19 protein-coding genes, 1 tRNA gene, 3 pseudogenes and 1 other annotated feature are annotated in these 25,562 nt (G+C 60.8%); of the genes and pseudogenes, 15 read left to right on the top strand and 8 right to left on the bottom strand.

Annotated elements, in window-relative coordinates; translation table 11 throughout:
- The first annotated feature begins 105 nt into the window (after window positions 1-105).
- Window positions 106-912 (top strand): GTP cyclohydrolase FolE2, encoded by an 807-nt coding sequence (gene folE2 / locus bpln_RS28575; RefSeq protein ID WP_042628508.1) that lies wholly within the window; start codon window positions 106-108, stop codon window positions 910-912.
- Window positions 913-1,009: 97 nt separating this feature from the next.
- Here the strand turns inward: folE2 and tsaD are convergent, their stop codons facing one another.
- Entirely contained in the window at window positions 1,010-2,050 is a 1,041-nt protein-coding gene (gene tsaD / locus bpln_RS28570) for a tRNA (adenosine(37)-N6)-threonylcarbamoyltransferase complex transferase subunit TsaD (RefSeq protein WP_042628507.1), read from the bottom strand.
- A gap of 223 nt (window positions 2,051-2,273) precedes the next feature.
- Here tsaD and bpln_RS28565 point away from each other — a divergent pair, with 223 nt between their 5' ends.
- The 6 genes from bpln_RS28565 (at window position 2,274) to bpln_RS28540 (ending at window position 9,115) form a co-directional block, all read left to right on the top strand.
- Window positions 2,274-3,521 carry a BaiN/RdsA family NAD(P)/FAD-dependent oxidoreductase gene (locus bpln_RS28565; protein ID WP_148654273.1) on the top strand — a complete coding sequence of 416 codons (1,248 nt, stop codon included), beginning with the start codon at window positions 2,274-2,276 and terminating at the stop codon, window positions 3,519-3,521.
- 77 nt (window positions 3,522-3,598) lie between these two features.
- A complete protein-coding gene (gene rpsU, locus bpln_RS28560) occupies window positions 3,599-3,811 on the top strand; it encodes a 30S ribosomal protein S21 (protein WP_006479415.1) in 213 nt (70 codons plus the stop codon).
- Between the two features lie 184 nt (window positions 3,812-3,995).
- On the top strand, window positions 3,996-4,442 hold the full coding sequence (locus bpln_RS28555; RefSeq protein WP_055140704.1) for a GatB/YqeY domain-containing protein: 447 nt from the start codon (window positions 3,996-3,998) through the stop codon (window positions 4,440-4,442).
- A gap of 52 nt (window positions 4,443-4,494) precedes the next feature.
- The gene (gene dnaG, locus bpln_RS28550; RefSeq protein WP_055140703.1) at window positions 4,495-6,375 is read left to right on the top strand and encodes a DNA primase; all 1,881 of its coding nucleotides are present in this window, start codon (window positions 4,495-4,497) and stop codon (window positions 6,373-6,375) included.
- 109 nt (window positions 6,376-6,484) lie between these two features.
- Window positions 6,485-8,902: an RNA polymerase sigma factor RpoD gene (gene rpoD, locus bpln_RS28545; protein ID WP_080937468.1), complete on the top strand. Its 2,418-nt coding sequence runs from the start codon at window positions 6,485-6,487 to the stop codon at window positions 8,900-8,902.
- Window positions 8,903-9,039: 137 nt separating this feature from the next.
- Window positions 9,040-9,115 (top strand) — tRNA-Ile (locus bpln_RS28540).
- A 119-nt stretch (window positions 9,116-9,234) separates the two neighbouring features.
- Here the strand turns inward: bpln_RS28540 and bpln_RS34665 are convergent.
- Window positions 9,235-10,257 carry an IS110 family RNA-guided transposase gene (locus bpln_RS34665; protein ID WP_082465473.1) on the bottom strand — a complete coding sequence of 341 codons (1,023 nt, stop codon included), beginning with the start codon at window positions 10,255-10,257 and terminating at the stop codon, window positions 9,235-9,237.
- On the opposite strand from bpln_RS34665, the pseudogene bpln_RS34660 reads away from it, so the two are divergent.
- The 6 genes and pseudogenes from bpln_RS34660 to bpln_RS33410 form a co-directional block, all read left to right on the top strand.
- Window positions 10,256-11,175 (top strand): annotated as a pseudogene (locus tag bpln_RS34660) (IS3 family transposase); the annotation flags it as partial. The gene bpln_RS34665 and the pseudogene bpln_RS34660 sit on opposite strands and share 2 nt — an antisense overlap.
- Window positions 10,537-10,653 (top strand) — a sequence feature (AL1L pseudoknot). It overlaps the preceding pseudogene by 117 nt.
- A gap of 290 nt (window positions 11,176-11,465) precedes the next feature.
- Entirely contained in the window at window positions 11,466-12,551 is a 1,086-nt protein-coding gene (locus bpln_RS28520) for an IS110 family RNA-guided transposase (RefSeq protein ID WP_042624057.1), read from the top strand.
- 16 nt (window positions 12,552-12,567) lie between these two features.
- Window positions 12,568-12,885, top strand: a pseudogene (locus bpln_RS34655) (integrase core domain-containing protein); the annotation flags it as partial.
- Window positions 12,886-13,162: 277 nt separating this feature from the next.
- Window positions 13,163-14,461 (top strand): ABC-three component system protein, encoded by a 1,299-nt coding sequence (locus bpln_RS36305; RefSeq protein WP_148654217.1) that lies wholly within the window; start codon window positions 13,163-13,165, stop codon window positions 14,459-14,461.
- Between the two features lie 8 nt (window positions 14,462-14,469).
- Window positions 14,470-14,943, top strand: a complete 474-nt coding sequence (locus bpln_RS36300) for a three component ABC system middle component (RefSeq protein ID WP_148654216.1) — start codon at window positions 14,470-14,472, stop codon at window positions 14,941-14,943.
- A 1-nt stretch (window position 14,944) separates the two neighbouring features.
- Window positions 14,945-16,951 (top strand): DUF3732 domain-containing protein, encoded by a 2,007-nt coding sequence (locus tag bpln_RS33410; protein WP_063891348.1) that lies wholly within the window; start codon window positions 14,945-14,947, stop codon window positions 16,949-16,951.
- Window positions 16,952-17,091: 140 nt separating this feature from the next.
- Here bpln_RS33410 and bpln_RS28510 read toward each other — a convergent pair whose 3' ends face one another.
- Both bpln_RS28510 and bpln_RS28505 read right to left on the bottom strand, forming a co-directional pair.
- Entirely contained in the window at window positions 17,092-18,066 is a 975-nt protein-coding gene (locus bpln_RS28510) for a toll/interleukin-1 receptor domain-containing protein (protein ID WP_055140700.1), read from the bottom strand.
- Window positions 18,067-18,181: 115 nt separating this feature from the next.
- Window positions 18,182-18,868 carry an ImmA/IrrE family metallo-endopeptidase gene (locus bpln_RS28505; RefSeq protein WP_055140699.1) on the bottom strand — a complete coding sequence of 229 codons (687 nt, stop codon included), beginning with the start codon at window positions 18,866-18,868 and terminating at the stop codon, window positions 18,182-18,184.
- A gap of 827 nt (window positions 18,869-19,695) precedes the next feature.
- Here bpln_RS28505 and bpln_RS36295 point away from each other — a divergent pair.
- Complete coding sequence (locus bpln_RS36295) at window positions 19,696-20,436, top strand: hypothetical protein (RefSeq protein ID WP_148654215.1); 741 nt, start codon at window positions 19,696-19,698, stop codon at window positions 20,434-20,436.
- A gap of 233 nt (window positions 20,437-20,669) precedes the next feature.
- On the opposite strand, the gene bpln_RS36290 is transcribed toward bpln_RS36295, so the two are convergent.
- From bpln_RS36290 to bpln_RS28490, 4 genes and pseudogenes are all read right to left on the bottom strand, one after another.
- Window positions 20,670-21,209 carry a GNAT family N-acetyltransferase gene (locus bpln_RS36290; protein WP_148654214.1) on the bottom strand — a complete coding sequence of 180 codons (540 nt, stop codon included), beginning with the start codon at window positions 21,207-21,209 and terminating at the stop codon, window positions 20,670-20,672.
- A gap of 425 nt (window positions 21,210-21,634) precedes the next feature.
- A pseudogene (locus bpln_RS28500) lies at window positions 21,635-22,189 on the bottom strand (IS3 family transposase); the annotation flags it as partial.
- A gap of 94 nt (window positions 22,190-22,283) precedes the next feature.
- Entirely contained in the window at window positions 22,284-22,526 is a 243-nt protein-coding gene (locus bpln_RS28495; protein WP_080937467.1) for a hypothetical protein, read from the bottom strand.
- Between the two features lie 59 nt (window positions 22,527-22,585).
- Window positions 22,586-23,590 (bottom strand): YrzE family protein, encoded by a 1,005-nt coding sequence (locus bpln_RS28490; RefSeq protein WP_042628501.1) that lies wholly within the window; start codon window positions 23,588-23,590, stop codon window positions 22,586-22,588.
- Window positions 23,591-23,915: 325 nt separating this feature from the next.
- Here bpln_RS28490 and bpln_RS28485 point away from each other — a divergent pair, with 325 nt between their 5' ends.
- Complete coding sequence (locus tag bpln_RS28485) at window positions 23,916-25,478, top strand: PAS domain S-box protein (protein ID WP_055141262.1); 1,563 nt, start codon at window positions 23,916-23,918, stop codon at window positions 25,476-25,478.
- Window positions 25,479-25,562: the final 84 nt, after the last annotated feature.

Here is a 25,562-nt window from a genome sequence, read left to right as displayed (position 1 = left end):
GGAAAACATGGGCCTGCGGGCCCATGTTGCATTTCCGGCGTACCGTTTTCATGTGATGGCGCGCGTTGGCTCCGGCGCGCGACGCAATAACAAGGATCGAATCCAATGAACCAGATGAACCCCGGCTTCGCGATGCCCGACGTGCAGAGCACCGTCGACACGCGGCAGATCCCGATTCAGCGCGTCGGCGTGAAGGCGGTGCGGCATCCGCTGACCGTGCGCGGCGCCGCCGGCGAGATTCAGCCGAGCGTCGGGACGTGGAACCTCGACGTGCATCTGCCGGCCGACCAGAAGGGCACGCACATGTCTCGCTTCGTGGCGCTGCTCGAGGAAAACGATCAGCCGCTGACAGCCGGGGTGTTTCGCGGCCTGCTCGCGTCGATGCTCGTCAGGCTCGAGGCGCGGGCCGGCCGTATCGAGGTGTCATTTCCGTATTTCGTGCGCAAGACGGCGCCCGTGTCGGGCGTGAAGAGCCTGCTCGACTATCAGGTGACGCTGGCGGGCGACGTTCGCGACGGCGTCACGCGGCTGTTCCTGAAAGTGCTCGTACCGGTCACGAGCCTGTGCCCGTGTTCGAAGAAGATCTCGCAGTACGGCGCGCACAATCAGCGCTCGCACGTGACGATCGACGCCGAACTGAACGCCGACGTGCCGGCCGAGGACCTGATCCGGATCGCCGAGGAAGAGGCATCGTGCGAGCTGTGGGGGCTGCTCAAGCGCCCCGACGAGAAGTTCGTCACCGAGCGTGCCTACGAGAACCCGAAGTTCGTCGAGGATCTGGTGCGTGACGTCGCGCAGCGGCTCGACGCGGACGAGCGGATCGCCGCCTACGTGCTGGAGGCCGAGAACTTCGAGTCGATCCACAACCACAGCGCCTACGCGCTGATCGAGCGCGACAAGCGGATTGCCTGACGCGATGCATGCCGCCGCCTCCGCGGTGTGCCGAAACGAAAAACCCCTCGTCGTGACGAGGGGTTCTGTTTTTTTGGGGCGCTGGCGTTCGTGCCGTTCAGCGCGCGAGCGAGGTCAGGTCCCAGCGCGGCTTCACGGTGAACGCGTAGTCGCGATTCGCCTGCCCGGGCCAGCGCGCGAGGCGCAGCGCGCCGGCCAGCGCGATCATCGCGCCGTTGTCGGTGCAGAGCGCGAGATCGGGGTAGTGGACCTCGAAGCCGCGTTTCTTTGCGGCCGCCGACAGCGCCGCGCGCAGCTGCCGGTTCGCGCCGACGCCGCCCGCCACCACCAGGCGCTTCAGCTTCGCCTGCTTCAGCGCCGCGAGCGACTTGGCGACCAGCACGTCGACGGCCGCGTCGACGAAGCCGCGCGCCAGGTCGGCCTTCGCCGCGTCGAGCGCCTCGCCTGTCGCGCCGCTCGCCTCGATCTTCTTCATCTGCGTGAGCACGGCCGTCTTCAGGCCGCTGAAGCTGAAGTCGAGATCGCCCGAATGCAGCATCGGCCGCGGCAGCGCGACCGCCCCCGGGATGCCGCGTTCGGCCAGCTTCGAGACTTCCGGGCCGCCCGGATAGCCGAGGCCGATCAGCTTGGCGGTCTTGTCGAATGCCTCGCCGGCTGCGTCGTCGAGCGTCTCGCCGAGCGTCTCGTAGACGCCCACGTCGGTCACGCGCATCAACTGCGTGTGGCCGCCCGAGACCAGCAGCGCGACGAACGGGAACGGCGGCGGCGACTCCACCAGCAACGGCGAGAGCAGATGCCCCTCGAGATGGTGGATGCCGATGGTGGGCTTGTCCCAGGCCATCGCCAGCGCGTTCGCGATGCTCGCGCCGACCAGCAGCGCCCCCGCGAGGCCCGGGCCTTGCGTGAACGCGATCGCGTCGATGTCCTCGCGCCGCGCGCCGCCCTCGGCGAACACCTGCTCGAGCAGCGGCAGCGCGCGGCGGATGTGGTCGCGCGAGGCGAGTTCGGGCACGACGCCGCCGTATTCGCGGTGCATCGCGATCTGCGAGTGGAGCGCGTGCGAGACGAGGCCGCGCCCGGTGTCATAGAGCGCGAGGCCGGTTTCGTCGCACGAGCTTTCGATGCCGAGGACAAGCATGGTTCGGTGGAGCGGCCGGGTGGCCGGATAGGCAATGGCAACCGGGCAGTATACCAGCGCGTCCCGGTTCGGCGCCCAGGGCGCGCATGGCCGGCGTGCCGGCCGGGCGGCGGCAATGCCGGGCCGAAAAGTGGTCGTCGGCCGTGAGTGCCGTTCCCGATCGGTCTCGGCGGCCGATGCCGGCCACGGACACGAGGCGCCGGCCGTCCGCGGCCGGCCGGTGATGGTGGTGAGGGCGGTTACAATCCGCGCCATGGAAAATTTCGATATCGCCGTGATCGGCGCGGGCGCGGCCGGCATGATGAGCGCGGCCGTGGCCGGACAACTCGGGCGCCGGGTGGTGCTGATCGATCATTCGCCGCGGCTGGCGGAAAAGATCCGGATCTCGGGCGGCGGCCGCTGCAACTTCACGAACCTGAACGCCGGCCCCGACAACTATCTCTCGCAGAATCCGCGCTTCTGCCGCTCGGCGCTGGCGCGCTATACGCCGCGCGATTTCCTCGCGCTGCTGACGCGGCATCGCATCAGCTGGCACGAGAAGCACAAGGGCCAGCTGTTCTGCGACCAGCTCAGCGACGGTATCATCGACGTGCTGAAGTCCGAGTGCGACGCCGGCCGCGTCGCCTGGCGGCGGCCGGTGGCCGTGGAGGCGGTGCGTCACGCCGAGGGCGCCGGTTTCACGCTCGACACGAACGCTGGCGCGATCGGCGCGAAGGCGCTGATCGTCGCCACCGGCGGGCTCTCGATCCCGAAGATCGGCGCGACCGATTTCGCCTACCGGCTCGCCAAGCAGTTCGGCCACAAGCTCATCGACACGCGCCCGGCGCTGGTGCCGCTGACCTTCGCGGCGGCCGACTGGGCGCCGTTTGCGGTGCTGTCGGGCGTGTCGCTGGAGGTGCGCGTGGCGACCGGCGGCAGGAAGGACGGCGGCGAGTTCGTCGAGGACCTGCTGCTCACGCACCGCGGCCTGTCCGGCCCCGGCATCCTGCAGATCTCGAGCTACTGGCGCCCCGGCGAGCCGATCCACATCGACCTGCTGCCGCGCGAGGACGCCACCGCCGCGCTGCTCGAGGCCAAGTCGGGCTCCAGGCGGCAGATCGGCGCGCTGCTGTCCGAATGGGTGCCCGCGCGGCTCGCCCAGGTCTGGCTCGAGACGCAGCGGATCGCCCCCGACGCGCGGCTCGCCGACCTGCCGGACAAGGCGCTGCGCCAGGTCGGCGCGGCGCTGTCGCGCTGGACGCTGGTGCCCGACGGCACCGAGGGCTACCGCAAGGCCGAGGTGACGAAGGGCGGCGTCGACACGCGCGAGCTGTCGTCGGCGACGATGATGAGCGCGCGGGTGCCCGGCCTGTTCTTCATCGGCGAATCGGTCGACGTGACGGGCTGGCTCGGCGGCTACAACTTCCAGTGGGCCTGGGCCTCGGGCGTGGCCGCCGGACAGGCCGCCGCGGAGCTGGCGAGAAGTGCTTGACGGGATAGTGCATTTGTGCAACCTGTCTGCTATACTCCGAATCCTTTCTCCGTGAACTCCTTTTTCTGTGACGGGTCATGACGATCATTCGCGTTAAAGAAAACGAGCCTTTTGAAGTCGCGATGCGCCGCTTCAAGCGCACGATCGAGAAGAACGGCTTGTTGACCGAGCTTCGCGCTCGCGAGTTTTACGAGAAACCCACGGCCGAGCGCAAGCGCAAGAAAGCGGCCGCCGTGAAGCGTCACTACAAGCGCATTCGCAGCCAGACGCTGCCGAAGAAGCTCTACTGAGAGCGGCGCGAGTCACCGTATATCGAAGCGTCGCCGGGCTGGCCGGGCGGCGCGCCGGTGGTCCCATCCTGCGGGCTGTTGATGCCGGATTCGAGCAAACCCGCTTGAGACACTCTCAAGCGGGTTTTTGTGTTGAGGTCCGGCATTCCGGCGTCCGATGTTTTTTCCTCACCCGGGTGAATCCATGAGTTTGAAAGACCAGATCAGCGAAGACATGAAGACCGCGATGCGCGCGAAGGACAGCCTGCGGCTCGGCGCAATCCGTCTGCTGCTGTCCGCGATCAAGCAGCGCGAGGTCGACGAGCGCATCACGCTCGACGATGCCGGCGTGACGTCGATCGTCGACAAGATGCTGAAGCAGCGCAAGGATTCGATCTCGCAGTTCCAGGCCGCCGGTCGCGACGACCTGGCCGCGCAGGAGCAGGCCGAGATGGCGGTGCTGATCGCCTACATGCCGGCGCAGCTGTCCGATGCCGAAGTGGCCGACGCCGTGCAGGAAGTGTTGGTGGAGCTCGGCGCGTCCAGCCCGCAGGACCTGGGCCGCGTGATGGCCGCGCTCAAGACCCGGCTGGCCGGCAAGGCCGACATGACGGCCGTGGCCGGGCTCGCCAAGGCGGCGCTCGCCAAGTGAGCGAGGCCGGGCACGCGCGCCGTGCCCGACGCGCCCAGCCGATACCGCCATCATGATTCCGCATTCGTTCCTTCAGGACCTGCTCAACCGCGTCGATATCGTCGACGTGGTGGGCCGTTACGTCCAGTTGAAGAAGGGCGGTGCCAACTTCATGGGGCTGTGCCCGTTCCACAACGAGAAGAGCCCGTCGTTCACCGTCAGCCCGACCAAGCAGTTCTATCACTGCTTCGGCTGCGGCGCGCACGGCACCGCGATCGGCTTCCTGATGGAGCACGCCGGGCTCACGTTCCCCGAGGCCGTCGAGCAGCTCGCGCAATCGGTCGGGCTGAGCGTGCCGCGCGAGCCGTCGCCGATGCGCGGAGGCGGTGGCGGTTACGGCGGCGAGGGCGCGCCGCTGCCGGCCGCGTCGAAATCGGTGACCACGGCGCTGACCGACGTGATGCAGACCGCCTGCGACTACTATCGCAAGCAGCTGCGCGGCGCGCCGAACGCGATCCAATACTTGAAGAAGCGCGGCCTCACCGGCGAGATCGCACTGCGCTTCGGGCTCGGCTACGCGCCCGATGGCTGGCAGAACCTGGAAGGCGCGTTCGAGGACTACCGGCGCGAGGAACTGGTCGACGCCGGGCTCGTGATCGTCAGCGAGAAGACCGACGCGCAGGGCACCGCGCGCCGCTACGACCGGTTCCGGGAGCGGATCATGTTCCCGATCCGCAACGTGAAGGGCGCCGTGATCGGCTTCGGCGGCCGCGTGCTCGATTCCGGCGAGCCGAAATACCTCAATTCGCCGGAGACGCCGCTCTTCAACAAGGGCAGCGAGCTATACGGGCTGTTCGAGGCGCGTCTCGCGATCCGCGAGCACAAGTACGTGCTCGTGGTGGAAGGCTACATGGACGTGGTCGCGCTCGCGCAGCTCGGCTTCCCGAACGCGGTGGCCACGCTCGGCACGGCTTGCACGCCGATCCACGTGCAGAAGCTGCTGCGGCAGACCGATACCGTGGTGTTCAGCTTCGACGGCGATTCGGCCGGCCGCCGCGCCGCGCGTCGCGCGCTCGAGGCCTGCCTGCCGCACGCGGCCGACAACCGGACGATCCGCTTCCTGTTCCTGCCGGCCGAGCACGACCCGGACAGCTACGTGCGCGAGTTCGGCGCCGACGCGTTTTCCGAGCAGGTGCGCCGCGCCATGCCGCTGTCGCAATTCCTGCTCAACGAGGCGATCCACGACAAGGAACTCGACCAGCCGGAAGGGCGCGCCAAGGCGCTGTTCGACGCGAAGCCGCTGCTGCAGGCGCTGCCCGCGAACGCGCTGCGCGCGCAGATCATGCACATGTTCGCCGACCGCCTCGACATCCCATTCGAGGAAGTGGCGGCCCTGAGCGACGTCGATTCGCGGATTCCCGCGCCGGTGCGCCAGGCGCCCGCGCGCAACGACCGCCGGCGTGTGACCGATCACGAAAAGCGCGCGCTGCGCAACCTGATCATGCATCCGCGCATCGCGCTGCTGCTCGACGACGACGAGGTCGGCACGCTGCGCGGCCTGCCGAGAAATGGGGAACTGTTCGACGAGGTGCTCGGCCACGCGCGCGAACTGGGCGATGCGGCGGAATTCCGGCTGTTGCCCGACGTTCTGCGCAGTTCGGCGAACGCGGAAACCTTCGACGAAATCATTCGCGAAATTCTCGACTATGATGAAAACGTCCGTGACCTGATGTCGGAGGCCCCCGAGGGCGGCGACGTGCAGGAAATCGTGCGGGAACGGGAGCGGATCGCGGGCGAGGAACTGAAGGCGGCCGTGCTGAAGATGCGCTACGACGCCTGTAACGACCGCTGCAACGAGCTGGCGAGGATCTCGAAGCCATCCCCGGAGGAACTGGCCGAGCTCGTCGGACTGAACCGCGCGCGCACCGAAATGAAGGCGCGGCTCGGACTGTAAACGAGTCATTAATGGAAAGGGAGAGGGGGAAGGGAGAGGCTTACCCCCAGCGTGTTATAATACAAGGTTTTCAGCGGTTTGTTTTCTAAGCACAGAGGCGAGATTCGCAATGGCAAAGACGACAAGCGGGAAAAGAGCAGTGGGCAAGGGCTCCGACGAGCCGACCGGCAAGGTCACGAAGGCCAGATCTGCTTCTTCCGCCAAGTCAGTGTCCGGCGCGTCGCCCGCTGGCAGGAAACGCACCGTGGCCGGCACCGCGAAGGCTGCGCCGGCGCCGACGGCTCGCGCATCACGAGCTGTCGCGAAATCCGAATCGCGTGCGGCGGCAAGGCCGCCGGCGAGACGGATCAGTGCGAATAGCGCAAGGGCAGCGGCTGCCGCCGCGGACGAAACGGCAGTACGCACTACTCAAGCATCCACGGTTCAACAGGCTGTTGTCCAGCAGCCGCGAGTCGAATTAGCCGGTACGGCGAACTCCATGACGAAAAAGCTGAACGAAGTATCCGTCGATGACGACGCAACCCAGAGCGAAGAGCAGCCGACGGCCGCTGCAGCGGGCAAGGAAAAGACGACCAAGGCGCGCGACCGCCGCGCGAAGGAAAAGCTGCTGCTGAAGGAAGCGTTCGCGACGAGCCAGCCCGGCACGGCCGAGGAGCTCGAGGAGCGGCGCGTGAAGCTGCGCGCGCTCATCAAGCTGGGCAAGGAGCGCGGCTTCCTGACCTATGCCGAAATCAACGACCATCTGCCCGACAACTTCACGGAAACGGAAGCGCTGGAAGGCATCATCGGTACGTTCAACGACATGGGCGTGGCGGTGTACGAGCAGGCGCCCGACGCGGAAACGCTGCTGCTGAACGACAACGCGCCCGCCGCGTCGTCGGACGACGAGGTCGAGGAAGAGGCGGAAGTCGCGCTGTCGACCGTCGACTCCGAGTTCGGCCGCACGACCGACCCGGTGCGGATGTACATGCGCGAGATGGGCACGGTCGAGCTGCTCACGCGCGAGGGCGAAATCGAGATCGCGAAGCGTATCGAGGACGGCCTGCGCCACATGGTGATGGCGATTTCCGCGTGCCCGACCACGATCGCCGACATCCTCGCGATGGCCGAGCGCGTCGCCAACGACGAGATCCGCGTCGACGAGCTCGTCGACGGCCTGCTCGATCCGAACGCGGAGGACACCGACGGTTTCAACGCGAAGGAAGCGGAAGAGGCCGAGGAAGCCGACGAGGACGAAGAGGAAGCGAGCGAGGACGAGGAAGCGGAAGACGACGACGGCGCCGCCCAGGCGACCGCCAACGCCGCCCAGCTCGAGGCGCTCAAGCGTGCCTCGCTCGAGAAGTTCGCGATGATCAGCGAGTGGTTCGACAAGATGCGCCGCGCGTTCGAGAAGGAGGGCTACAAGTCGAAGTCCTACCTGAAGGCGCAGGAAACGATCCAGAACGAACTGATGTCGATCCGCTTCACCGCGCGTACCGTCGAGCGCCTGTGCGACACGCTGCGTGCGCAGGTGGACGAGGTGCGTCAGGTCGAGCGCCAGATCCTGCACATCGTCGTCGACAAGTGCGGCATGCCGCGCTCGGAATTCATCGCGCGTTTCCCGGGCAGCGAGACCGATCTCACGTGGGCCGAGAAGGTCGCGTCGGAAAGCCATTCGTACAGCGCGATCCTGGTGCGCAACATCCCGGCGATCCATGAACAGCAGCAACGCCTGCTCGATCTGCAGGCGCGCGTGGTGCTGCCGCTGAAGGACCTGAAGGAAACCAACCGCCAGATGGCGGCCGGCGAACTGAAGGCGCGCCAGGCCAAGCGCGAGATGACCGAGGCGAACCTGCGTCTCGTGATCTCGATCGCGAAGAAGTACACGAACCGCGGCCTGCAGTTCCTCGACCTGATCCAGGAAGGCAACATCGGCCTGATGAAGGCGGTGGACAAGTTCGAATATCGCCGCGGCTACAAGTTCTCGACCTACGCGACGTGGTGGATCCGCCAGGCCATCACGCGCTCGATCGCGGACCAGGCGCGCACGATCCGGATCCCGGTTCACATGATCGAGACGATCAACAAGATGAACCGGATCTCGCGTCAGATCCTGCAGGAAACCGGCCTCGAACCCGATCCGGCGACGCTCGCCGAGAAGATGGAGATGCCCGAGGACAAGATCCGCAAGATCATGAAGATCGCGAAGGAACCGATCTCGATGGAAACGCCGATCGGCGACGACGACGATTCGCATCTCGGCGACTTCATCGAGGATTCGAACACGGTTGCTCCGGCCGATGCCGCGCTGCACGCGAGCATGCGTGACGTCGTGAAGGACGTGCTCGATTCGCTGACGCCGCGCGAGGCGAAGGTGCTGCGGATGCGTTTCGGCATCGAGATGAGCACCGATCACACGCTCGAGGAAGTTGGCAAGCAGTTCGACGTCACGCGTGAGCGGATCCGCCAGATCGAGGCGAAGGCGCTGCGCAAGCTGCGCCACCCGAGCCGTTCGGACAAGCTGAAATCGTTCCTCGAAGGGAACTGATCGGCATCAGCGTCCCGCGCCGCCGCCGGCTGCAGTTGCCGGCGGCGGTGCTTCTCTCCCCCATTGTTCGGTACAATGCCGTCCCCGATAGCAACGGCGGACGCGCGCCAATGCGATACGCCATCGCGTCTTAGTCAGGGCCTGTAGCTCAGCGGTTAGAGCAGTCGACTCATAATCGATTGGTCGCGGGTTCGAACCCCGCCGGGCCCACCAAATTCGCTTCCAAGTTTGTCCAAGGAAATGTGTGCCTTCACCCTACAGATGTCGTAAACGACACGAGTAGGTTCAAGAGCTGAACCGCCCCGAGTTTTGTGGAGATACCGTCTTGCCCGTCAAGCGATTGCGACGTAGTTCGCCCGATAAGGCTGTCGTGTCTTCAGAACGCCGAAACACAGATGCACAAGCTTACGCATTGCAGCGCCGAGTATAGACATGGTGGATTTGCCACGCGCTGCCAAGCGTTCACACAATGTCTTGATGTGGGGGTTATAGCGTTTAGCGACGACGGCCGCCATGTAGAGAGTTGCCCGTACCTTGGCCGGTCCGGCCTTCGATAAACGTGAAGGGCCCTGGATCGACGATCCCGACTGCCTTTGCACCGGCACCAGGCCGAGATACGCCGCAAGTTGTTCTGCAGAATCGAAGTGGCGCGCGTGCATGATGGCAAGCAGCGTGCGGCCTACCTGAGGACCAACTGCCGGGATACTTTGCAGCAGCATCAAGTTTGCTTTAAGGCTCGGATGGGCAGCAATGTGATCATCGATCTCGCGTTGCAGGCTGGCTAAATGGCGCTCCAAAAACTCGATCGTCTCGAGAATCGAATGCAGGACTAGCGCCGTTGGAGCCGTGATTTCCGCTTTCTCATGCCGGTTGCGCTCACGCTGAAGATCTTGTGCAAGCGCTTCACGGCGCGCCATCAGTGCTTGAAGTATGCGAGCCTCGGGCGCTGGAGGACTCCAGCGCATTGGCCGTGCGTGCATCGCAAAGCGCGCTAACACGTGGCTGTCTACAATGTCGTTCTTCGTGCGCACGCCCATTCCCGTCGCAAAAGCACGCACCTGCGCAGGATTAACGACAGACACGGAGAGCCCGGCATCGTGCAGGCCACACGCGGCCATCTCGTGATAGACGCCGGTACCTTCGAGCGCGACATGTACGTGGCTCGGCTCGGTGTGTCTCTTGTCCAACCAGCCCAACAGATCGGTTAGGCCGGCGCGGCTATTGGCAACAACCTTCGTACTACGCTTGCCGTTTGTCATGTCCAGCAGGCAGCAATCCAGCTTGGCTTTGGCAACATCAATACTGAACCGCACCGAATTTTGTGGAGGCTCGGATTCTTGAGAGAATCGAGCCATGAACAAGAAGGCAACCAAGTTTTCCCCGGAAGTCCGGGAGCGCGCAGTGCGTCTGGTACGTGAGCAGCGTAGCGAACATCCGTCGATGTGGGCGGCGGTCGAATCGATTGCGCCGATGATCGGCTGTACGCCGCAGACGCTGCTGGATTGGGTCAAGCGCGAGGAGATCGATCGTGGGGAACGTGATGGCGTGAGCACGGCCGAGCGTGAACGCATCAAGGCCCTGGAGCGTGAGGTCAAGGAACTGCGCCGTACCAACGAGATTCTCAAGCTGGCGAGCGCGTTTTTCGCCCAGGCGGAGCTCGACCGCCGATTCAAGTCCTGAAGGCCTTCGTTGATCAGCATCGCGACACCTTCGGGGTCGAGCCGATCTGCAAGGTATTGCGGATCGCCCCGTCGGGCTACCGACGCCATGCTGCGCAGCTTCGTGATCCGTCCAAACGCTGCGCTCGTGCCAAACGCGATGAGGTCCTGCAACCCGAGATCAAGCGTGTCTGGCGGGCCAACATGCAGGTCTACGGTGTGCCGAAGGTCTGGAAGCAGATGAACCGAGAGGGCATTGTGGTCGCACGCTGCACGGTCGGGCGGCTGATGAAGCTGCAGGGCTTGCGAGGCACAGTTCGCGGCAAGCGAGTTCGCACGACGAATCCCGATACGAGCGCCCCGCGCCCGCTGGACCGGGTCAACCGGCAGTTCAAGGCTGAGCGCCCAAATCAGCTTTGGGTGTCTGACTTCACCTATGTCTCGACATGGCAGGGTTGGCTGTACGTGGCGTTCGTGATCGACGTGTTTGCCCGTCGCATCGTCGGTTGGCGCGTCAGTTCGTCGATGAGCACGGACTTCGTTCTGGATGCGCTCGAACAGGCGCTGTACGCGCGCCAACCGGGCGACGATGGGACCTTGATACACCACTCCGATAGTAAGAATACGCGTACCAGATATTTCCGGACAATCACCATTTTGAAACAGGCGGCTTTCGGGAGGGTCTGGTGCCGTAGAGCGTTCCAGGCGACCTGACCCACATTCCGATCGACTCAATGTCTTTCCCCTGACCCGTCGGTCCTCTGGAACTGCCGAACGGCGAGATTTCATCTCGTCGATACGTGTGACTCAAGAAGGGCCTGACGCCCTGTCACTTTACTGTCTTGTCCAGGTACTCGATTATTGGTGAGATCGCCCATACCCATCGGTAACCGGAGCGAGGCCGTATGACAGAAGAACTGGCTACTGCTAGCCGTCGTAGCATCGTAGGCGGCGTTGATACGCACAAGGATCTGCATTTTGCGGCTGTCGTTGATGAACATGATCGCATTCTCGGCAGCGAATCGTTCCCAACCACGCGGCACGGCTACAAGCAGATGTTGCTTTGGATGCGCTCATTCGGTGAACTCGTCCGGGTGGGCGTCGAGTGCACCGGAAGCTATGGCGCCGGCTTATTGCGCTACCTCCAACAAGCCCATGTAACTGTGCTGGAGGTCACCGCGCCGGATAGAAGCGACCGGCGCAAACGTGGCAAGGACGATACGCTGGATGCCTACAACGCCGCTCACGCTGCCTTCGCCGGCGTGCGTACGGTCACACCCAAGACGCGCGATGGCATGATCGAATCGCTGCGCGTTCTGAAAGTGTGCCGGAAGACGGCCATTTCGGCGCGTCGCGTTGCTTTGCAGCTGATCCACAGTACCATCATCAGTGCGCCGGATGAGCTACGTGAATCACTACGCGCGATGACACGGATGCAGCTCGTCCGAACATTGGCGGCGTGGCGTCCGGATCTGTCCGACTATCGGAACCTGACCTCTGCCTGCCGAATTGCACTGAAGTCGCTGGGACGTCGATATCTGGAGTTGCACGACGAGATTGCTGACCTCGACGTCATGATCGCGATGCTCGTGGACGAACTTGCCCCCGACCTTGTCTCGCGGAATTCGATTGGCTACGAGTCGGCGTCGCAACTGTTACTGACCGCCGGCGACAACAGCGACCGACTTCAGTCAGAGGCTAGCTTCGCCGCCCTTTGTGGCGTGAGTCCGGTCCCGGCCTCTTCCGGTAAGGTGACGCGACATCGACTGAATCGCGGAGGGGATCGCGCAGCCAACAGCGCCTTGCACATCATTGCCATCGGTCGCTTGAGAACCGACGCGCGCACAAAAGCCTATGTGGCCAAACGCGTGAGCGAGGGGCACTCGAAGCTCGAAGCGATCCGCTGCCTGAAGCGCTACATCGCGAGGGAGGTCTATTACGTAATCCAGCAATGCCACCTCAAGATTGCACAGACTCAAATTACCCCTTGACCTTTAGAAGGGCGTCAGGGGGGCTCAATACGTCAGCATTCGGTACAGCGAACGTTTGGCCGAGGCGGGTATCGAGCCGTCCGTCGGCAGCCGTGGCGACAGCTACGATAACGCGCTGGCTGAAACGATCAACGGTCTCTACAAGACGGAACTGATTCATCGGCGCGCCCCTTGGAAAACGAGGGAATCCGTCGAACTGGCAACGCTGGAATGGGTCGCCTGGTACAACCATCATCGGCTGATGGAACCGCTCGGCTATATCCCGCCTGCCGAAGCTGAGGCAAACTACTACAGGCAACTCAGAAATGCTGCTGAAGTGCCTGCATTAACTTAAACCAACCGGCCTCCACGATTCCCGGTGCGGTTCATGTCGCGTGCATTCATATACCAAGAGACTGAAAACTCAAAGCTTCGTACATACACGATTTCGCATTTTGTTACCGGGCGTGCGATTTGTGTTGCTTCAGCACTGTGGCGCACTGAGCGAAGGTTCTTCCGTGGAAGAGCGAGTTGTCGCGGGATTGCGTGAGGAAGCCACATGTCTGTTAGTTCATAAGGAAAAGGCATCCCCTGCCTCATACTAGGGAAGATGCTTTCGTGAGAGTTCTGGCATGACCGTGAAACCGAAGGTTGCAAAAAAGCCACGTGCGAAGAGGAGCCCTTCAGTTCCTGGCCAAGCGTACGGCATCTTGGTTCAGGAAGTTCGGGTTCTAAGGCATCTTCTGCGCGCGGGCAAAGGAGATGTCGTTGCGTTCGAGCATGTGGGCGATGTTTCTACTCAAACTGCAGACGGCCGAGTCCTATCGGAAGAAGATAAGAGCGGACTCACCTACAACCCGATTGCCGATAGGGCCGCCTCGCTTTGGAAGACCATCGCGAACTGGATCGATGCGAGACGCGATGGCACGCTGCCGGCGGCAGCTGCCTATGTTTTGTATGTCGTCCAGCCGTACGACGGACCAATTGCAGATGAACTTCACCACTGCAATAAGACTGAGGACGCTATCCGGCTGGTAACAAAACTCCGTGAACATTTCGCTGATGAGCTGAAGGCAGGGGCCGACCAAAAAATGGCCCGCAAAGCCACGAAAACGGCCAAAGAGAGCGGCAGAGCCACTGACCGTGATGCTGCAGAAGGAAAATCGGAGGATTCCAGCGACGATAGTCCTGGCTCACTCGTCAAGCAGCTCTGTCGGGTTTTTGACAATGACGATGCCGTCATCGCTTCTATCGTGGTCTATTTTTCCGTCGAAAAAGGCACGTCATCTCCTGTCAACGAGGTACGAGGCATCATTGCCGAGAGCGTCCGCGACGAGCACGTCAAAGAAGTTACTGAGTCCCTCCTTGGCTGGACTAAGACCCAAGTCATGGAGCAGATCGAGGCACGTCGAGTTGTCGCTATTTCCTACGATGCGTTCAGGGAGCATCGAATCATTGTCAACGAGCGCGTCTTGGGGGCGTTGAAGGCATTCCCTGAGCACCAGTTTGTGCCGCTGAGGAGCGAAATTGACGAGCACTTGGCTGGTTCGATGTTTGTGCGTCAACTTAACTTGCTTGCTCTCAGTGAGAGCCATATCGAGAAATACATACAAGATTTCATGCGAGCCTCGTCGGCTCGGACGTCATGGGCCGCTCGTGGGTATCTCAATCCGAATAGCCTTGGGCCATTTGTGGAGGAGCTGCATGATCACTGGACACAAACGGCCCTTGAAGTCGAGCTCGATGCAGATATGACACCTATTCGGCGGGGAATAAAGCTGCTTGTCCTTTGCATGAAGAAGGAGATGCGAATTCAAGCGATTGATGTCCCATCGTATTTTTCTCGTGGGAGCTTCCACGAAATTGCGAACGAAACAAAAATTGGATGGCATCCTGATTGGAAGGCGCTCGTTGACAACTCTGCCGAATAGGTTTCTGTATGCTCATGAGAGAAATGTGGCAAGTCCAAAATCCCGGACTTGGAGCTGCACTAATATGGCAGTTTGGCCGTGCGTTTAGTGCGGCGTCAGACGCGGCGGTGCCGCTTCCATATGCGTTCTTGGTGGTTCCCTTGCTCCTCAATATGTCAACTTTTGAGGTCATCTCAAGGACCACGAAGGGATTACGCAAAATCGAGGAAAAGTTGACAGATGATGAGTCAATCGCCTCGACGGCACACTTGAATGTGTTAGCCATGCGCGGCCTTTCTGGCGAGAGTCTTGCTATAGCGGTGCGCGCGGGACTGGTTTCTGTCGAGCCCAAAGATGCTAGCTATCGATCGCGTACCACTGAGCCACCGGCACTGGATGGTGCGATGCCCAAAAAGCTAATGAAGGCAGCTGAGAAGCTCGGACGTTGGGCCGCAGGCGTGTCGTTGCGGGAATTTTGCTTCATTTTTCGTTTGGAGCTGTAGATTGAAGCTGCAAATCATCGAACTCATACTGTGGCCGCGTAAACCCGGGCTTGCTCCTCAAGTGGTGCCGTTCGCTCGGAACATGGCGAACATCATCACGGGCGCTTCGAAAACTGGGAAATCATCGATTATTCCAATCATCGACTATTGCTTGGCGTCAGAGCGTTGTGCAATCCCGGTGGGCACCATCCGAGAGTCAGTAGCTTGGTTTGGCATCGTGGTAGACACGGACGAAGGGCTGATACTTCTCGCTCGGCCTGAGCCGGGCCGTGAGCCGAAACCCACCGAGATGCATATCAAAGAAGTCGAGGAGGGAAAGACGCCTCTAGACGTTCCCGTGGCAAACACGGATGTCGACAAGGTCAAGGCGAGATTGGACCGACTGGCTCGGCTGACGCGGCTTGGGACCGATGCTCAGAACACGACGAGTGGCTTTGCAGGGAGGCCGAGTTTCCGTGATCTGATGGCTTTTTGCTTTCAGCCGCAGAACTTAGTCGCAAATCCTGACGTGCTCTTCTATCGGGCAGACACGACAGTTTACCGAGAGAAGCTGCGGGCTATTTTCCCGTATGTTCTGGGCGTAACGACGCCGGAAATTCTTGAAAAGCAATGGGAGTATGAGAACCTCCGAAGAGATGCACGCGTGCTTGAGAGGGAACTGGCGGCGTATGAGAAGGCCTCGGCGACCTGGACGGCAAATTTGTCGAACTGGGTTGCTGAGGCATACGAGCTTGGATTTCTGCCTGTTGATTCATTGAGAGATGCACAAGAGCCGGAAATACTGGATGCCCTCTCCGCGCTAACTATGGCTAACCTGCCTGACCCAGTCCCGAATGCCGATGTCATCGCGAAAGCTGTTGACGAGTACGGGACGCTCACGAAGCGAGAGGCTGAGTTGAACGCGGAGATTGCTGAAGTTCGACATCGGATGAGCCGTCTTTCCGACTTGCGCGCTTCAGTCAAGCAGTTCGAGCTATCGCTCGAAACGAGACAGCAGCGGTTGGGGTTGTCGAGGTGGCTTAGAACTCATACGGACGAGGTGGAGGGCGCGTCGTGCCCAGTGTGCAGTCAGTCGCTCAATGGCCAAGAAGAGAAGGTTGAGACGCTTGTTGATGCTCTTGTAGTTGTCGAGTCTGAAGCGCGGCGTGTGGCCCGCGCCCCCTCGGTCTATGACCGAGATTGGATTGACTTGGATAAGGAGCTTCGCGCGCTGATAGATAAGCTTGGCGCTATTACCGTCAGCAAGAAGGGGATTGAGGCTCGAAACCAGCGAGTGCGGCAGCAAAAATTGCTGGTCACGCAAGCCGCCCGCTTTTTGGGAGCGCTGGAGCAAGCGCTAGATGTCTATAAGGGCCGAGAGAATAAAGGCACAAAAAGCGAGCTCGAGAAGCTGTTGAATCGCATGGACGTATTGCAGAAAGAACTCGCTGGTCATTCCTATAGCGGGCGCCTGGAGAACGTTCAGCGGAAACTTTCAAAGTGGATGGTGCAGATTGCCAAATCCCTCGACCCCGAGGACCCCAACGCAGCAGTGCAACTCGACATCAAAGAACTGACGGTCAAGATTGGTAACGAAGCCGATGGCTTCGACTACCTGTGGCAAATGGGCAGTGGCGCAAACTGGCTCACTTACCACGTTGCAGCTCTTTTGGCACTCCATTTTCTTTTTTCAAAGCAAAAGCATTCTCCAGTCCCCGGCTTGCTAGTGCTCGACCAACCGAGTCAAGTCTATTTTCCGAGGCGGCTGACGGACAGCAATATCGAAGACGATTACCAGGTCCCTGATGAGGACTCTGAAGCGGTGAAGCGTTTCTTCAAAACCTTCGGAGCAGCGCCCGCGGCATATCGAGACCACCTTCAGGTGATTGTCCTTGACCATGCCGGACAACAGTTTTGGGAAGGTGAGAACGGTGTTCACTTTGTGCAGGAATGGCGGAACGGAATCAAGCTTGTGCCAAAGTCATGGTTAGACGGCGATGAGGAGGAATCGAGACGCAAGCGCCGGTAACCCGGGATGGGAGTTTGGGGCTGCCCTTGCTGATAACGGCGTAACGTTCTCGATTGCCAGCGCGCTATCGAGGAGCTTGCTCGAAGGGCGGTGCAGCCGAAGTATGCCGATGACGCACATCCGACTGCAGTTGCTAGGAACTAGCGTTGAAGAGGTTCAATCAGCATCGACCAGAAATACTCGGCAGCCCCCGTGTCTGACAGCTTGTCCGATGCTCCCCGGCTGGCGTTCATCAAGGGTTTGAAGTAAAGGGTCTGGCTGTCCTCGGCAACAGTGAGCGCTTCGTTGAAACCATTGGAGTGCGAGGAAACCTGATTCGAGTAGGTAATCTCGCGATTGCTGTTTCCACCGAAAGCTCCGCCATGGGCGATGCTGCACTGTGCAATGCTCTTTCCGTCCTTGTAGATGCTTGCCGTGAAGCGACGGCCGTCGATACGGGATAACCGCCCTTGGTACTGGCCGTGCCGCTTTTCGAGTTCCTCAAGGGAGCCCTCGAAGAAGCGAGTGATGAAGTCGAACGCCTTGGAGACGAAGGTGTCCTTGTCCAAGTCTGAGAACTCTTGCCGTACGCGCATGTTGCTTGAGCGAGGCAGGATGTTGCTCGACGCGGGCGCGGGAGCCGGGCGAGAGGGCGGAGAGGCCATCGGTGCGACGCGCGGGCTCGATGCTGTTGTCCGCGCGAGCTCGGCGACGGCAGTCCGAATCTCTTTCGTGACATCAGTAAACGCTTCATCTTGATTGGGCCAAGACGTCACCGGACGACCGTCCCGCGGAACAGCCTTCAGCTTTCCAAGCGGTGTTGCGTGCCAATCGCAAGCACGCAGAATTACGGGAATCACGCGAGCAGTTCCGGCTTCATGACGCTCGAAAGCACGCTTCATCTCGGTCATGTAGCAGTATTCCGATGCGATGAAGTTCGCGCTGACCAACAGCAGTACGATGTCTGCTTCCTCGAGGTGCTTGTCGATAGCATCATCGAGGTTGTCGCCGGCTACAATGCGCCGGTCGTGCCAAGACGTGATGAGACCTTCGCGCTTCAGCGGCGAAAGGTGAACCTCGAGCTGGTCGCGCAGCGATTCGTCGACGTGCGTGTACGAAAAGAAAATCGATGCCATGCCATCCTCCCTATCAAGATAGTTTTGATGTGACCGCAAGGGCTTCGCCGAGATGTGATCGAGGCGTAACCTGCGGGGCTCCCTGCTGCGCTACCTACCGGCCGTGTAGGGGGCGTCAGTAGCTGACCAGGTCGAGTTCCTGGATGCGAATTGCCATCGCCGTCGGCGACATGCCGAACACATTCGCGAGCGATTTGAAGTGGCTGGAGCCGAATTTCCGCGCAGTTGCCACCGCACGCGGGAATTCAAGCGAGCCGGTTTTCGACCGAAGGAGCTCCTGCATGCCGTTGTTGCCAGCAAGCGCGAACGCGACGGTATCTCCGAGATGGAGAGTCTTGACGCCAAAGAGTTCATGAAACGCTTGCCGAACCATCTTCTCCGGGGCTAGGAAGCACGCGGCAAAGTAGTTGGCCTCGCGCTCCTCACGGTCGAGGAGCGGTGCATCGCCCACGAGGGGCCGGTCCCGATGCAACGGGAGCCCAGGATGCAACACGATGTGCCCGAGCTCATGCGCGCCGGTGAAGCGCTGGACTTCGTAGGGCAAGTTCCCTGCTATACGAATCGTTGAGCGGGAAACGTCGACTAGCCCAGCCACCTGGTACTGAGCGTCGCCCACGCCGTGCACGCCAAGTGAGCCCGCAGCGACGTCGTATTCGATGCCGTGGACTGCAGCTGCATGGTCAGGACGGAAGAGCTGAAGCAGATGCGGTATCGTCTTGTGAGTGGTCCCAGCGCGCTGCCAAATCTCGTACTGGAAACGCCGCACTTCACGCGCAATGGCGACTTTGTCGATGTCTTGCATGCGGGGGACCTCCACAGGCGATTTTTCTCGGCACTACTAGATATGGTGCATCATGCGCCAATATATACAACTTCTGGTGTAATTCTCAAGAACAAAAATTGCCATCGGACCCCTTAATGGCGTGATGCTCGGGGCGATCGTCGCGACGTCTCCCCGTTTTCAGTAAAACTAGGCTTTAGAGCCCGGGGGTGTTAACTCTCCTTTCGTCGTCAGTTGGCGAGCGTAGGCTGCGGGTGTCAAGGGAATCACTAGCGACGCGGTAATCGCGGCGTATGCGTTTTCGGTGTGCCAGCACATCGAAAGTGGATCTTGTACAACGGCTCGTTTCCATGCATGAGGAACGACGCACGGAGGGCGCACGGTTCGTCGAGGCACGCCGAGATTTCAGACGCGACGAAACGGTCTGCTGCAACTGGAGCATCCACGATGTCGGACATGACATGAGTCGAGCTCGTGTCGAAGAGTCGCGGCAGACGAAGCCTGTAGCAGGCGCCAGCAACGTTTGTGACGTGCGAGCGGGGAAAAATGCCCTAAAACATCTCCCGAGGAGCTTATAACAAAATGAGGGAAAAATATTTTGGGGGATGCCTCAAAATTCGCCTCGGGGGGGTATCAATTTTTCTCGCAGGCAACCGTTAATGCGTGGGAGAGCTGCCCACCATGCGGATCGTTGCAGGTGGCAGCGCGTTCGAATCGGGTTCAAGCGTAGGTTGCAGCTGAGCTGCGGCAACTGACATTTCTAATTTCGTTGATTTACTTGGAAGTGAGTAGTTTCTGCTCGATAGATTCTACTTTTCCAATGTGTTTTCACTCTGCAGTGATTACGTATGAATTTAACACTTAAGCAGTTTGCTTCTGTCGTAGTTGGTGCTGCGGCGTTTCTTGCAAGTGTTGTGGCTATTTTGGCCTATGTGTTCCCTCATGAGGCGAGTCTATCTGCCTACTGTGTTCGGCGGAATTACGACGTGGGTGTATTTTACAATGCGATGGCGAGTGAGTACGTGAAAGAGGAGGCTCAGTGTAAGCAACTGGTGTCGGCGGATATCGCGCTGAATTCCAAGATTGGCGCAGCATGCCAATCAGAGAATGTTGATGCGGTGAATGCAGCGATTACGGCTCGATATCCATCCCTAAAAGTGCTTTCGGAAGAGAATGTCAAATACTCGGATTTTTGGGTGCAAAGCGGAGAGTATTGTAGTATCCAGAACGATGGGGAGAAGGAGGCTTCGGGTGTCCAAGTTGAGCTTAGGAACTCACCTTCGTTGTGGATTATGAACGGGGATGAAGTGAAGAATAACAAGCAAAAAAATGTAATTTCGGTTGGATCAATAATGCCTGGGTCGGTTGTAGATATCACGTACCTTTATGTGGGTGATAATAAGATTTCTGCTACTTATCCGACCAATATAAGTTATTCTGATGGGAGGGCGGAGATTTACGAGGGGAAGACTTATTATGGGCAAGAGGCTAGGGCCGCGAATGCCTGGAATTGGCTAACGACCCATCCGGTGTTTTGCCTTGGGGTGACTCTACTGCTCATCGTTCTCTGTATCGTTCTTTTGTTTTGAACGTTTAGTATTTGTGCAAGGACGCTAGGTGCTTTGGATGGCTGGCGGCGTAATTTAGAGGTCGGAGGCTTGCGTGCCACAACCTCAATTATATTTCATATGCAGTGGCAATTGTCATTTTCTGTCGTGCCGAAAATTGGATCTGGTTCTCTTGTTCCCATGCCAGATGGCGATTGAGCGAGGATTGTAATCCAGTTGCCTTACCAAAAACATCTTTCGGGTAAGGAGGTATTTCACTCGCGTTTTTCTATTGTCCAGCCGTTGGTTAATCTGTATTTGGGCTCGGTTAGTTGAGTGTTCATCAACGGCTCGGATTCGCCAAATGTTTCTTCATTATCCAAATCCAATACAAACCCTAGATTTCTCCAAAATCGATTTCTGCGTTCCTTGGCCTCATCCGTTTTTGCATCTTCGGCAGATAGCAAGATGGGAAGTACAGGTACATCCGGTAAATGCTTTGCCCATTTGATGATGAAGCTCATAAAATATGAGCCTAAACCTATGCCCCGAAACTCCGCGATCTCGATATGTCGCCTTCCTGCGCCGATATCTACGTAGCCTTCTGTGTAGCAATTTGGAGGCTCATAGATGGAAATCCAGTTAACTATAACGCTTCCCGGTGGATTGCTTAAGCATCCATTTTCGTAAGTCGCTTTGATTTCGAAGCGTTCCGGATGTTCCGAGATTTGCACGGAAATGTCGTGTTGCTGACCGGAGGGGCCTTTAATTGTAAAGTCAAATGAACTGTTGTCGTTGGAGATGTTTTGTCGCACGTATTTTATGGATGTCTGATTGTTCTGAATTTGGCGTGTAATGTCAATTTATTCTAGCCTGCTCAGGTTGGAGAGGGTAAATGCTTTAGCCGAAATTGTCATCTTCGGCGTCCGATGTGCTTGTCGGTTGTTGTGAAGCCTGAATGACTTGGAAAGTCATTTGATTCCGATGCAATGTGAGTCGCTGGCGATCACCGTCCCCCACTGCAGGAAGTGAACTGGCGGCAGCAATAATTGTGATATGGGCACATGATGCGCCGTTCCCGAAAGATTTTTCGGCGCGTCGAACAAAGGGAACCAAGCGGCGCATCTACCCGAATAGGGCTGCGGCTATCTCGGACGTGTTCGAATACATTGAGATGTTCTACATCCCGGGACGCCGGTATGGTTCCGCCGACTGACCTGCCTGATTTCTTCGGACCGCTTCAATCTTGGGGAACGGCCTCGATTGCCTCAGTTGAACAGTATCGCTGCTTAAACTCGTTTGGCGTCAGGTAGGCTAGGCTCGAATGCGGCCGGATGCCATTGTAGTGACGCCGCCACTGCTCGATGACGACCTTGGCTTCGACCCGTGTCGGAAACCACTCCAGGCTCAGGCATTCGTCCCTGAACTTGCCGTTGAAGCTTTCATCGGCGCTGTTTTGCCAAGGCTTGCCGGGATCGCTCAACGCCATCTCCATGCCGTTCCGGGCCGCCCATTTCAGCATGTCGCGTGACACGAACTCCGGCCCGTTGTCCGAACGCAAATAACGTGGCGCACCGTGCAGGCTGACCAGTCGTGACAACACGTCGATCACCCGCTCCGAGCGAATCGACCCTGCCACGTCGATGGCTAGGCATTCGCACGTATATTCGTCGATCACCGTCAGACACTTCAACTGCTGACCGTTGGCGCAGGCATCGAACACAAAGTCGTAGGCCCAGACATGCCGGGCCGCAGTGGCAGGCCGAGGCCGAGTGCGATGTACTGACGACGTCCTCCCGCCCTTGAGTAGCACGACGCTGTAGAGTCCAATCACGTAGTGACCGCCGCGCGACGTAACGGTTGCCGCGGCGGCAGGTAGCGAGCCGCGCTCATTCCGGCTTCGATGCGTCCGACGCGCGCTGCGCGGCGGCGGCCTTGTCCTTCTTGGCCGCCTGATGATGGCCGACCGCACAGCCGATCGCGGCTCCGGCGATCGCATGATGGCCCGCGACGTGGCCCGCCACGCCGCCTACGGCGGCACCTTTCAGACATCCCTTGGCATACGCTTGCGGCGTCAGGACCAACGCGGGCAGCGCGGCGAGCAGAGCAACCATTGCAATACGCGGCTTCATGGAAATCCTCCTCGAGAACTTGATAATCGGACTGGTCGTGGTGGCGCGTTCGCCGTGGGTCAGGACACGCTTTCCCGGGCGGCGGGCGTCGCGATCGCGCGGTTCGTGCGGTGACCGATCCGACCCGCCAGGGCCGAGACAATCGCCCCGAGCAGCAGAACGATGACAGCGGCCCACGCCATCCGGCTCACGCCGGCCGATGCCGCGTCGCCGGCTTCACGGGCCTTCTGTTCGCCCGCCTGCTTCAGCTCCTGAAACTGCTGCCGCGCCTGTTGGTAGGCCTGCACGTAGTTGTCGGCGATATGTTCCGCCTCCTGTCGGGACTTGCCGGTGCGTGCGACGATGATGTTCACGAGCGCATCGCGGTCGGCCGCGTCCATCGCAGGTTGGGCCTTCGCTTTCAGCCGCGCGAAGAAATCCTTCAGATCCGTGCCGGACGACTGCGGGTTGGCCGCTGCCTGGCTCGCCGTCGAGCCGGCATCCGCCGCGGCGGCGCTTGCGGCCGAAGCCAGCTGCGACGGCGCGAGCGCCGATTTGCCCGACTGGTTCAGCAGGGTTTCGAGGTTCGCCTCGATATCGTCGAGGTTCGGCGACACGCCATTCCTGCGCAGCGCCGCCGTCGCGCCGGATGCCAGCGTCGGCGCCACGGCGGCGATGCCCTGGCCGGCCATCGACAACCCCTGGCCCGCGACGCCCGATACCGCGCCGATCGCGCCGCTGGCCATGCTCGACACCAGATAGACGGTCGCCAGCGTCGTCAGCGACCAGCTCAGGAAGCCGTGCAACGCACCCTTACCCGGCGCCGAACGGCCGGCGAAAAAGCCGCCCGCCGCCAGCGCCAGCAGCGTCGACACGGCCACCCAGATGCTCGCGGCCGTACCGAATCCGCTGAACGGATTGCGTTCGCCGAGCGGGTCGAACGCACTGGCGCCGATCGCGGTGCCGAGGATGGCGAGAAACAGGTAGGTGGACATGGCAATCGCGAAGCCGACGAACACCGCGCTCCATGACGGGCGTGCCGGGACCCGGCGGACGGGTTGGCGGATCGAATCAAATGCGTTCATCAACACTCTCCTTGGTAGTCGGGTGGACGCTTGGCGACGGCAGGCTCGCGGGCCCCTCGGGGCGCATGCGCCTCGCGCTTTCGGGCGAGAGGCCGGCCGTCGGTCCGGCCTGGATCGGAACGACGACCCCGGCCGGGAGAAGCGGAAACTGGGAGCAGTGTAGGGACGCGAGGCCACGGGCGAATGGTGCATTCGCACTGTCTCGCGTGGTGCGTATGCCACGGTGGTGCAAAGCTTTGCGGTCCGGCGCGGCTGGTGTCAAACTTCAGCGGGCCGCCGCCATCGCGATGCGGCGCTCGCCCGGGATGACATGGGAGAAAAGAAGATGAGCGATTCCCCTCAGGATCGTGAGGCCTCCGAGCAGGCACGAATCGACGACAAGGTCCTGCGCAGGCAGACCGACCGCAAGCAATTGCACCAGATCATGAGCGGCCTGACCGAAGGGGTGATCCTGGCGGAGCCGGACCAGACGATCGTCTGGGCGAATCAGGCCGCGCTCGAAATGCATGGCGCGGAAACGCTCGCCGATCTCGGCGCGAATGTCGACGAGTACCGCGAACGCTTCCGGCTGCGCTACCGGAACAACCATACGGTGCAGCCGGGCAGCTATCCGATCGACCGGGTCATCGCGGGCGAGAGCTTCAGCGACGTGATCGTCGAAGTCAGCCGGGCCGACGAAGAGGACGCGCGTTGGGTGCACCGGATTCGCAGCCTCGTGCTGACCAACGCGAACGACGAGCCGGATTGCCTGGCGCTGATCCTCCACGACGCGAGCGACTGGGCGAGCGCCGAACAGCGCTTCGAGAGGACGTTCAATGCGAACCCGGCGCCCGCGCTCATCTGCCGGCTGCAGGATCAACGCTATATCAAGGTCAATCAGGGGTTCCTGGAAATGACCGGGTATGTGCGTGAAGACGTGATCGGGCGGTCCGTGTTCGAACTCGACGTGTTCGAGGCGGCGGACCGGCGCGAGCTCGCCATCGAGCGTCTGAGGGAAGGCGCGACCATTCCACAGATGGAAGCCGTGCTGAAGCTGCCCGAAGGCATCACGAAGTTTGTCGTGGTGGCCGGGCAGCCGATCGAGATCGGCGACGAAGCCTGCATGCTCTTCACCTTCATGGATCTGGAGCCGCGCAAGCGCGCCGAGACCGCGCTGAAGCAGAGCGAGGAGCGGTTCGAGCGCTCGTTCCGGATGAACCCGATACCGACCGTGCTCTATGCGACCGATGGCGGCATGACGCTGGACGTCAACGATGCGTTCACGGCCACGACGGGCTTCGGCACCGAGCAGATCGTCGGAAAGCGCATCGATGAAGTGGGATTATGGGTCGATGACGCCGCGCAGACGATCGCCGACCTACTGCAGCAGTCCGGCAACGTTCGCAGCGTCGAGTTCCGCATCCGCGCCGAGGACGGCAGCGTGCTCGATTGCCTGGTGTCGGCGGAACCGGTGACCATTCACGGCACGGAATGCGTGCTGATGGCGATACTGGACATCACCGATCGCAAGCGCTCGGAGATGGAGCTGGTGTCGGCGATCGAGACGGTCATGCAGGACGCGTCGTGGTTCAGCCGGACCCTCATCGAGAAGCTGGCCAACGTGCGCCGCGCCAACGCGCCGGATGCGGGCGCGCATCTCTCGGATCTGACCGCCCGCGAATGCGACGTGTTCGAGCAGTTGTGCAAGGGGCTCTCGGACAAGGACATCGCGAAAGCGCTGGAGCTGTCGCCCGCCACCGTGCGCAATCACGTCGCGACCATCTACGCGAAGCTCGACGTGCATAGCCGTGCCGAAGCCATCGTCTGGGCCCAAGCCCGCGGGCATTTCGGCAAGGCCATCGCGGCGCGTCAGGACCGGAGCCCGTCGAGGAAGACGAAGGAGAAGTGACCCGGCCGAACCTGCGGCAAATGCACTGGATCGGATAATGCATCCGCTTCTGGTTCGCCGTGCGCTACGTGACGATACTGGTTC

It is taken from the genome of Burkholderia plantarii, from assembly GCF_001411805.1.
In the GTDB taxonomy this organism is placed as follows: domain Bacteria; phylum Pseudomonadota; class Gammaproteobacteria; order Burkholderiales; family Burkholderiaceae; genus Burkholderia; species Burkholderia plantarii.
Note: the sequence above shows the minus strand (reverse complement) of the source record. Positions and strands in the feature narration are given on the sequence as shown.

Coding starts and splice junctions, on each gene's coding strand:
- bpln_RS36305 (WP_148654217.1), top strand. CDS start 13,163: ATGACCGTGAAACCGAAGGTTGCAAAAAAGCCACGTGCGAAGAGGAGC.
- bpln_RS28490 (WP_042628501.1), bottom strand. CDS start 23,590: ATGAACGCATTTGATTCGATCCGCCAACCCGTCCGCCGGGTCCCGGCA.
- bpln_RS28510 (WP_055140700.1), bottom strand. CDS start 18,066: ATGGCATCGATTTTCTTTTCGTACACGCACGTCGACGAATCGCTGCGC.
- rpsU (WP_006479415.1), top strand. CDS start 3,599: ATGACGATCATTCGCGTTAAAGAAAACGAGCCTTTTGAAGTCGCGATG.
- folE2 (WP_042628508.1), top strand. CDS start 106: ATGAACCAGATGAACCCCGGCTTCGCGATGCCCGACGTGCAGAGCACC.
- bpln_RS28520 (WP_042624057.1), top strand. CDS start 11,466: ATGACAGAAGAACTGGCTACTGCTAGCCGTCGTAGCATCGTAGGCGGC.
- tsaD (WP_042628507.1), bottom strand. CDS start 2,050: ATGCTTGTCCTCGGCATCGAAAGCTCGTGCGACGAAACCGGCCTCGCG.
- bpln_RS28485 (WP_055141262.1), top strand. CDS start 23,916: ATGAGCGATTCCCCTCAGGATCGTGAGGCCTCCGAGCAGGCACGAATC.
- bpln_RS28505 (WP_055140699.1), bottom strand. CDS start 18,868: ATGCAAGACATCGACAAAGTCGCCATTGCGCGTGAAGTGCGGCGTTTC.
- bpln_RS28555 (WP_055140704.1), top strand. CDS start 3,996: ATGAGTTTGAAAGACCAGATCAGCGAAGACATGAAGACCGCGATGCGC.
- bpln_RS28565 (WP_148654273.1), top strand. CDS start 2,274: ATGGTGGTGAGGGCGGTTACAATCCGCGCCATGGAAAATTTCGATATC.
- bpln_RS28495 (WP_080937467.1), bottom strand. CDS start 22,526: ATGAAGCCGCGTATTGCAATGGTTGCTCTGCTCGCCGCGCTGCCCGCG.
- bpln_RS36295 (WP_148654215.1), top strand. CDS start 19,696: ATGAATTTAACACTTAAGCAGTTTGCTTCTGTCGTAGTTGGTGCTGCG.
- dnaG (WP_055140703.1), top strand. CDS start 4,495: ATGATTCCGCATTCGTTCCTTCAGGACCTGCTCAACCGCGTCGATATC.
- rpoD (WP_080937468.1), top strand. CDS start 6,485: ATGGCAAAGACGACAAGCGGGAAAAGAGCAGTGGGCAAGGGCTCCGAC.
- bpln_RS34665 (WP_082465473.1), bottom strand. CDS start 10,257: ATGGCTCGATTCTCTCAAGAATCCGAGCCTCCACAAAATTCGGTGCGG.
- bpln_RS36300 (WP_148654216.1), top strand. CDS start 14,470: ATGCTCATGAGAGAAATGTGGCAAGTCCAAAATCCCGGACTTGGAGCT.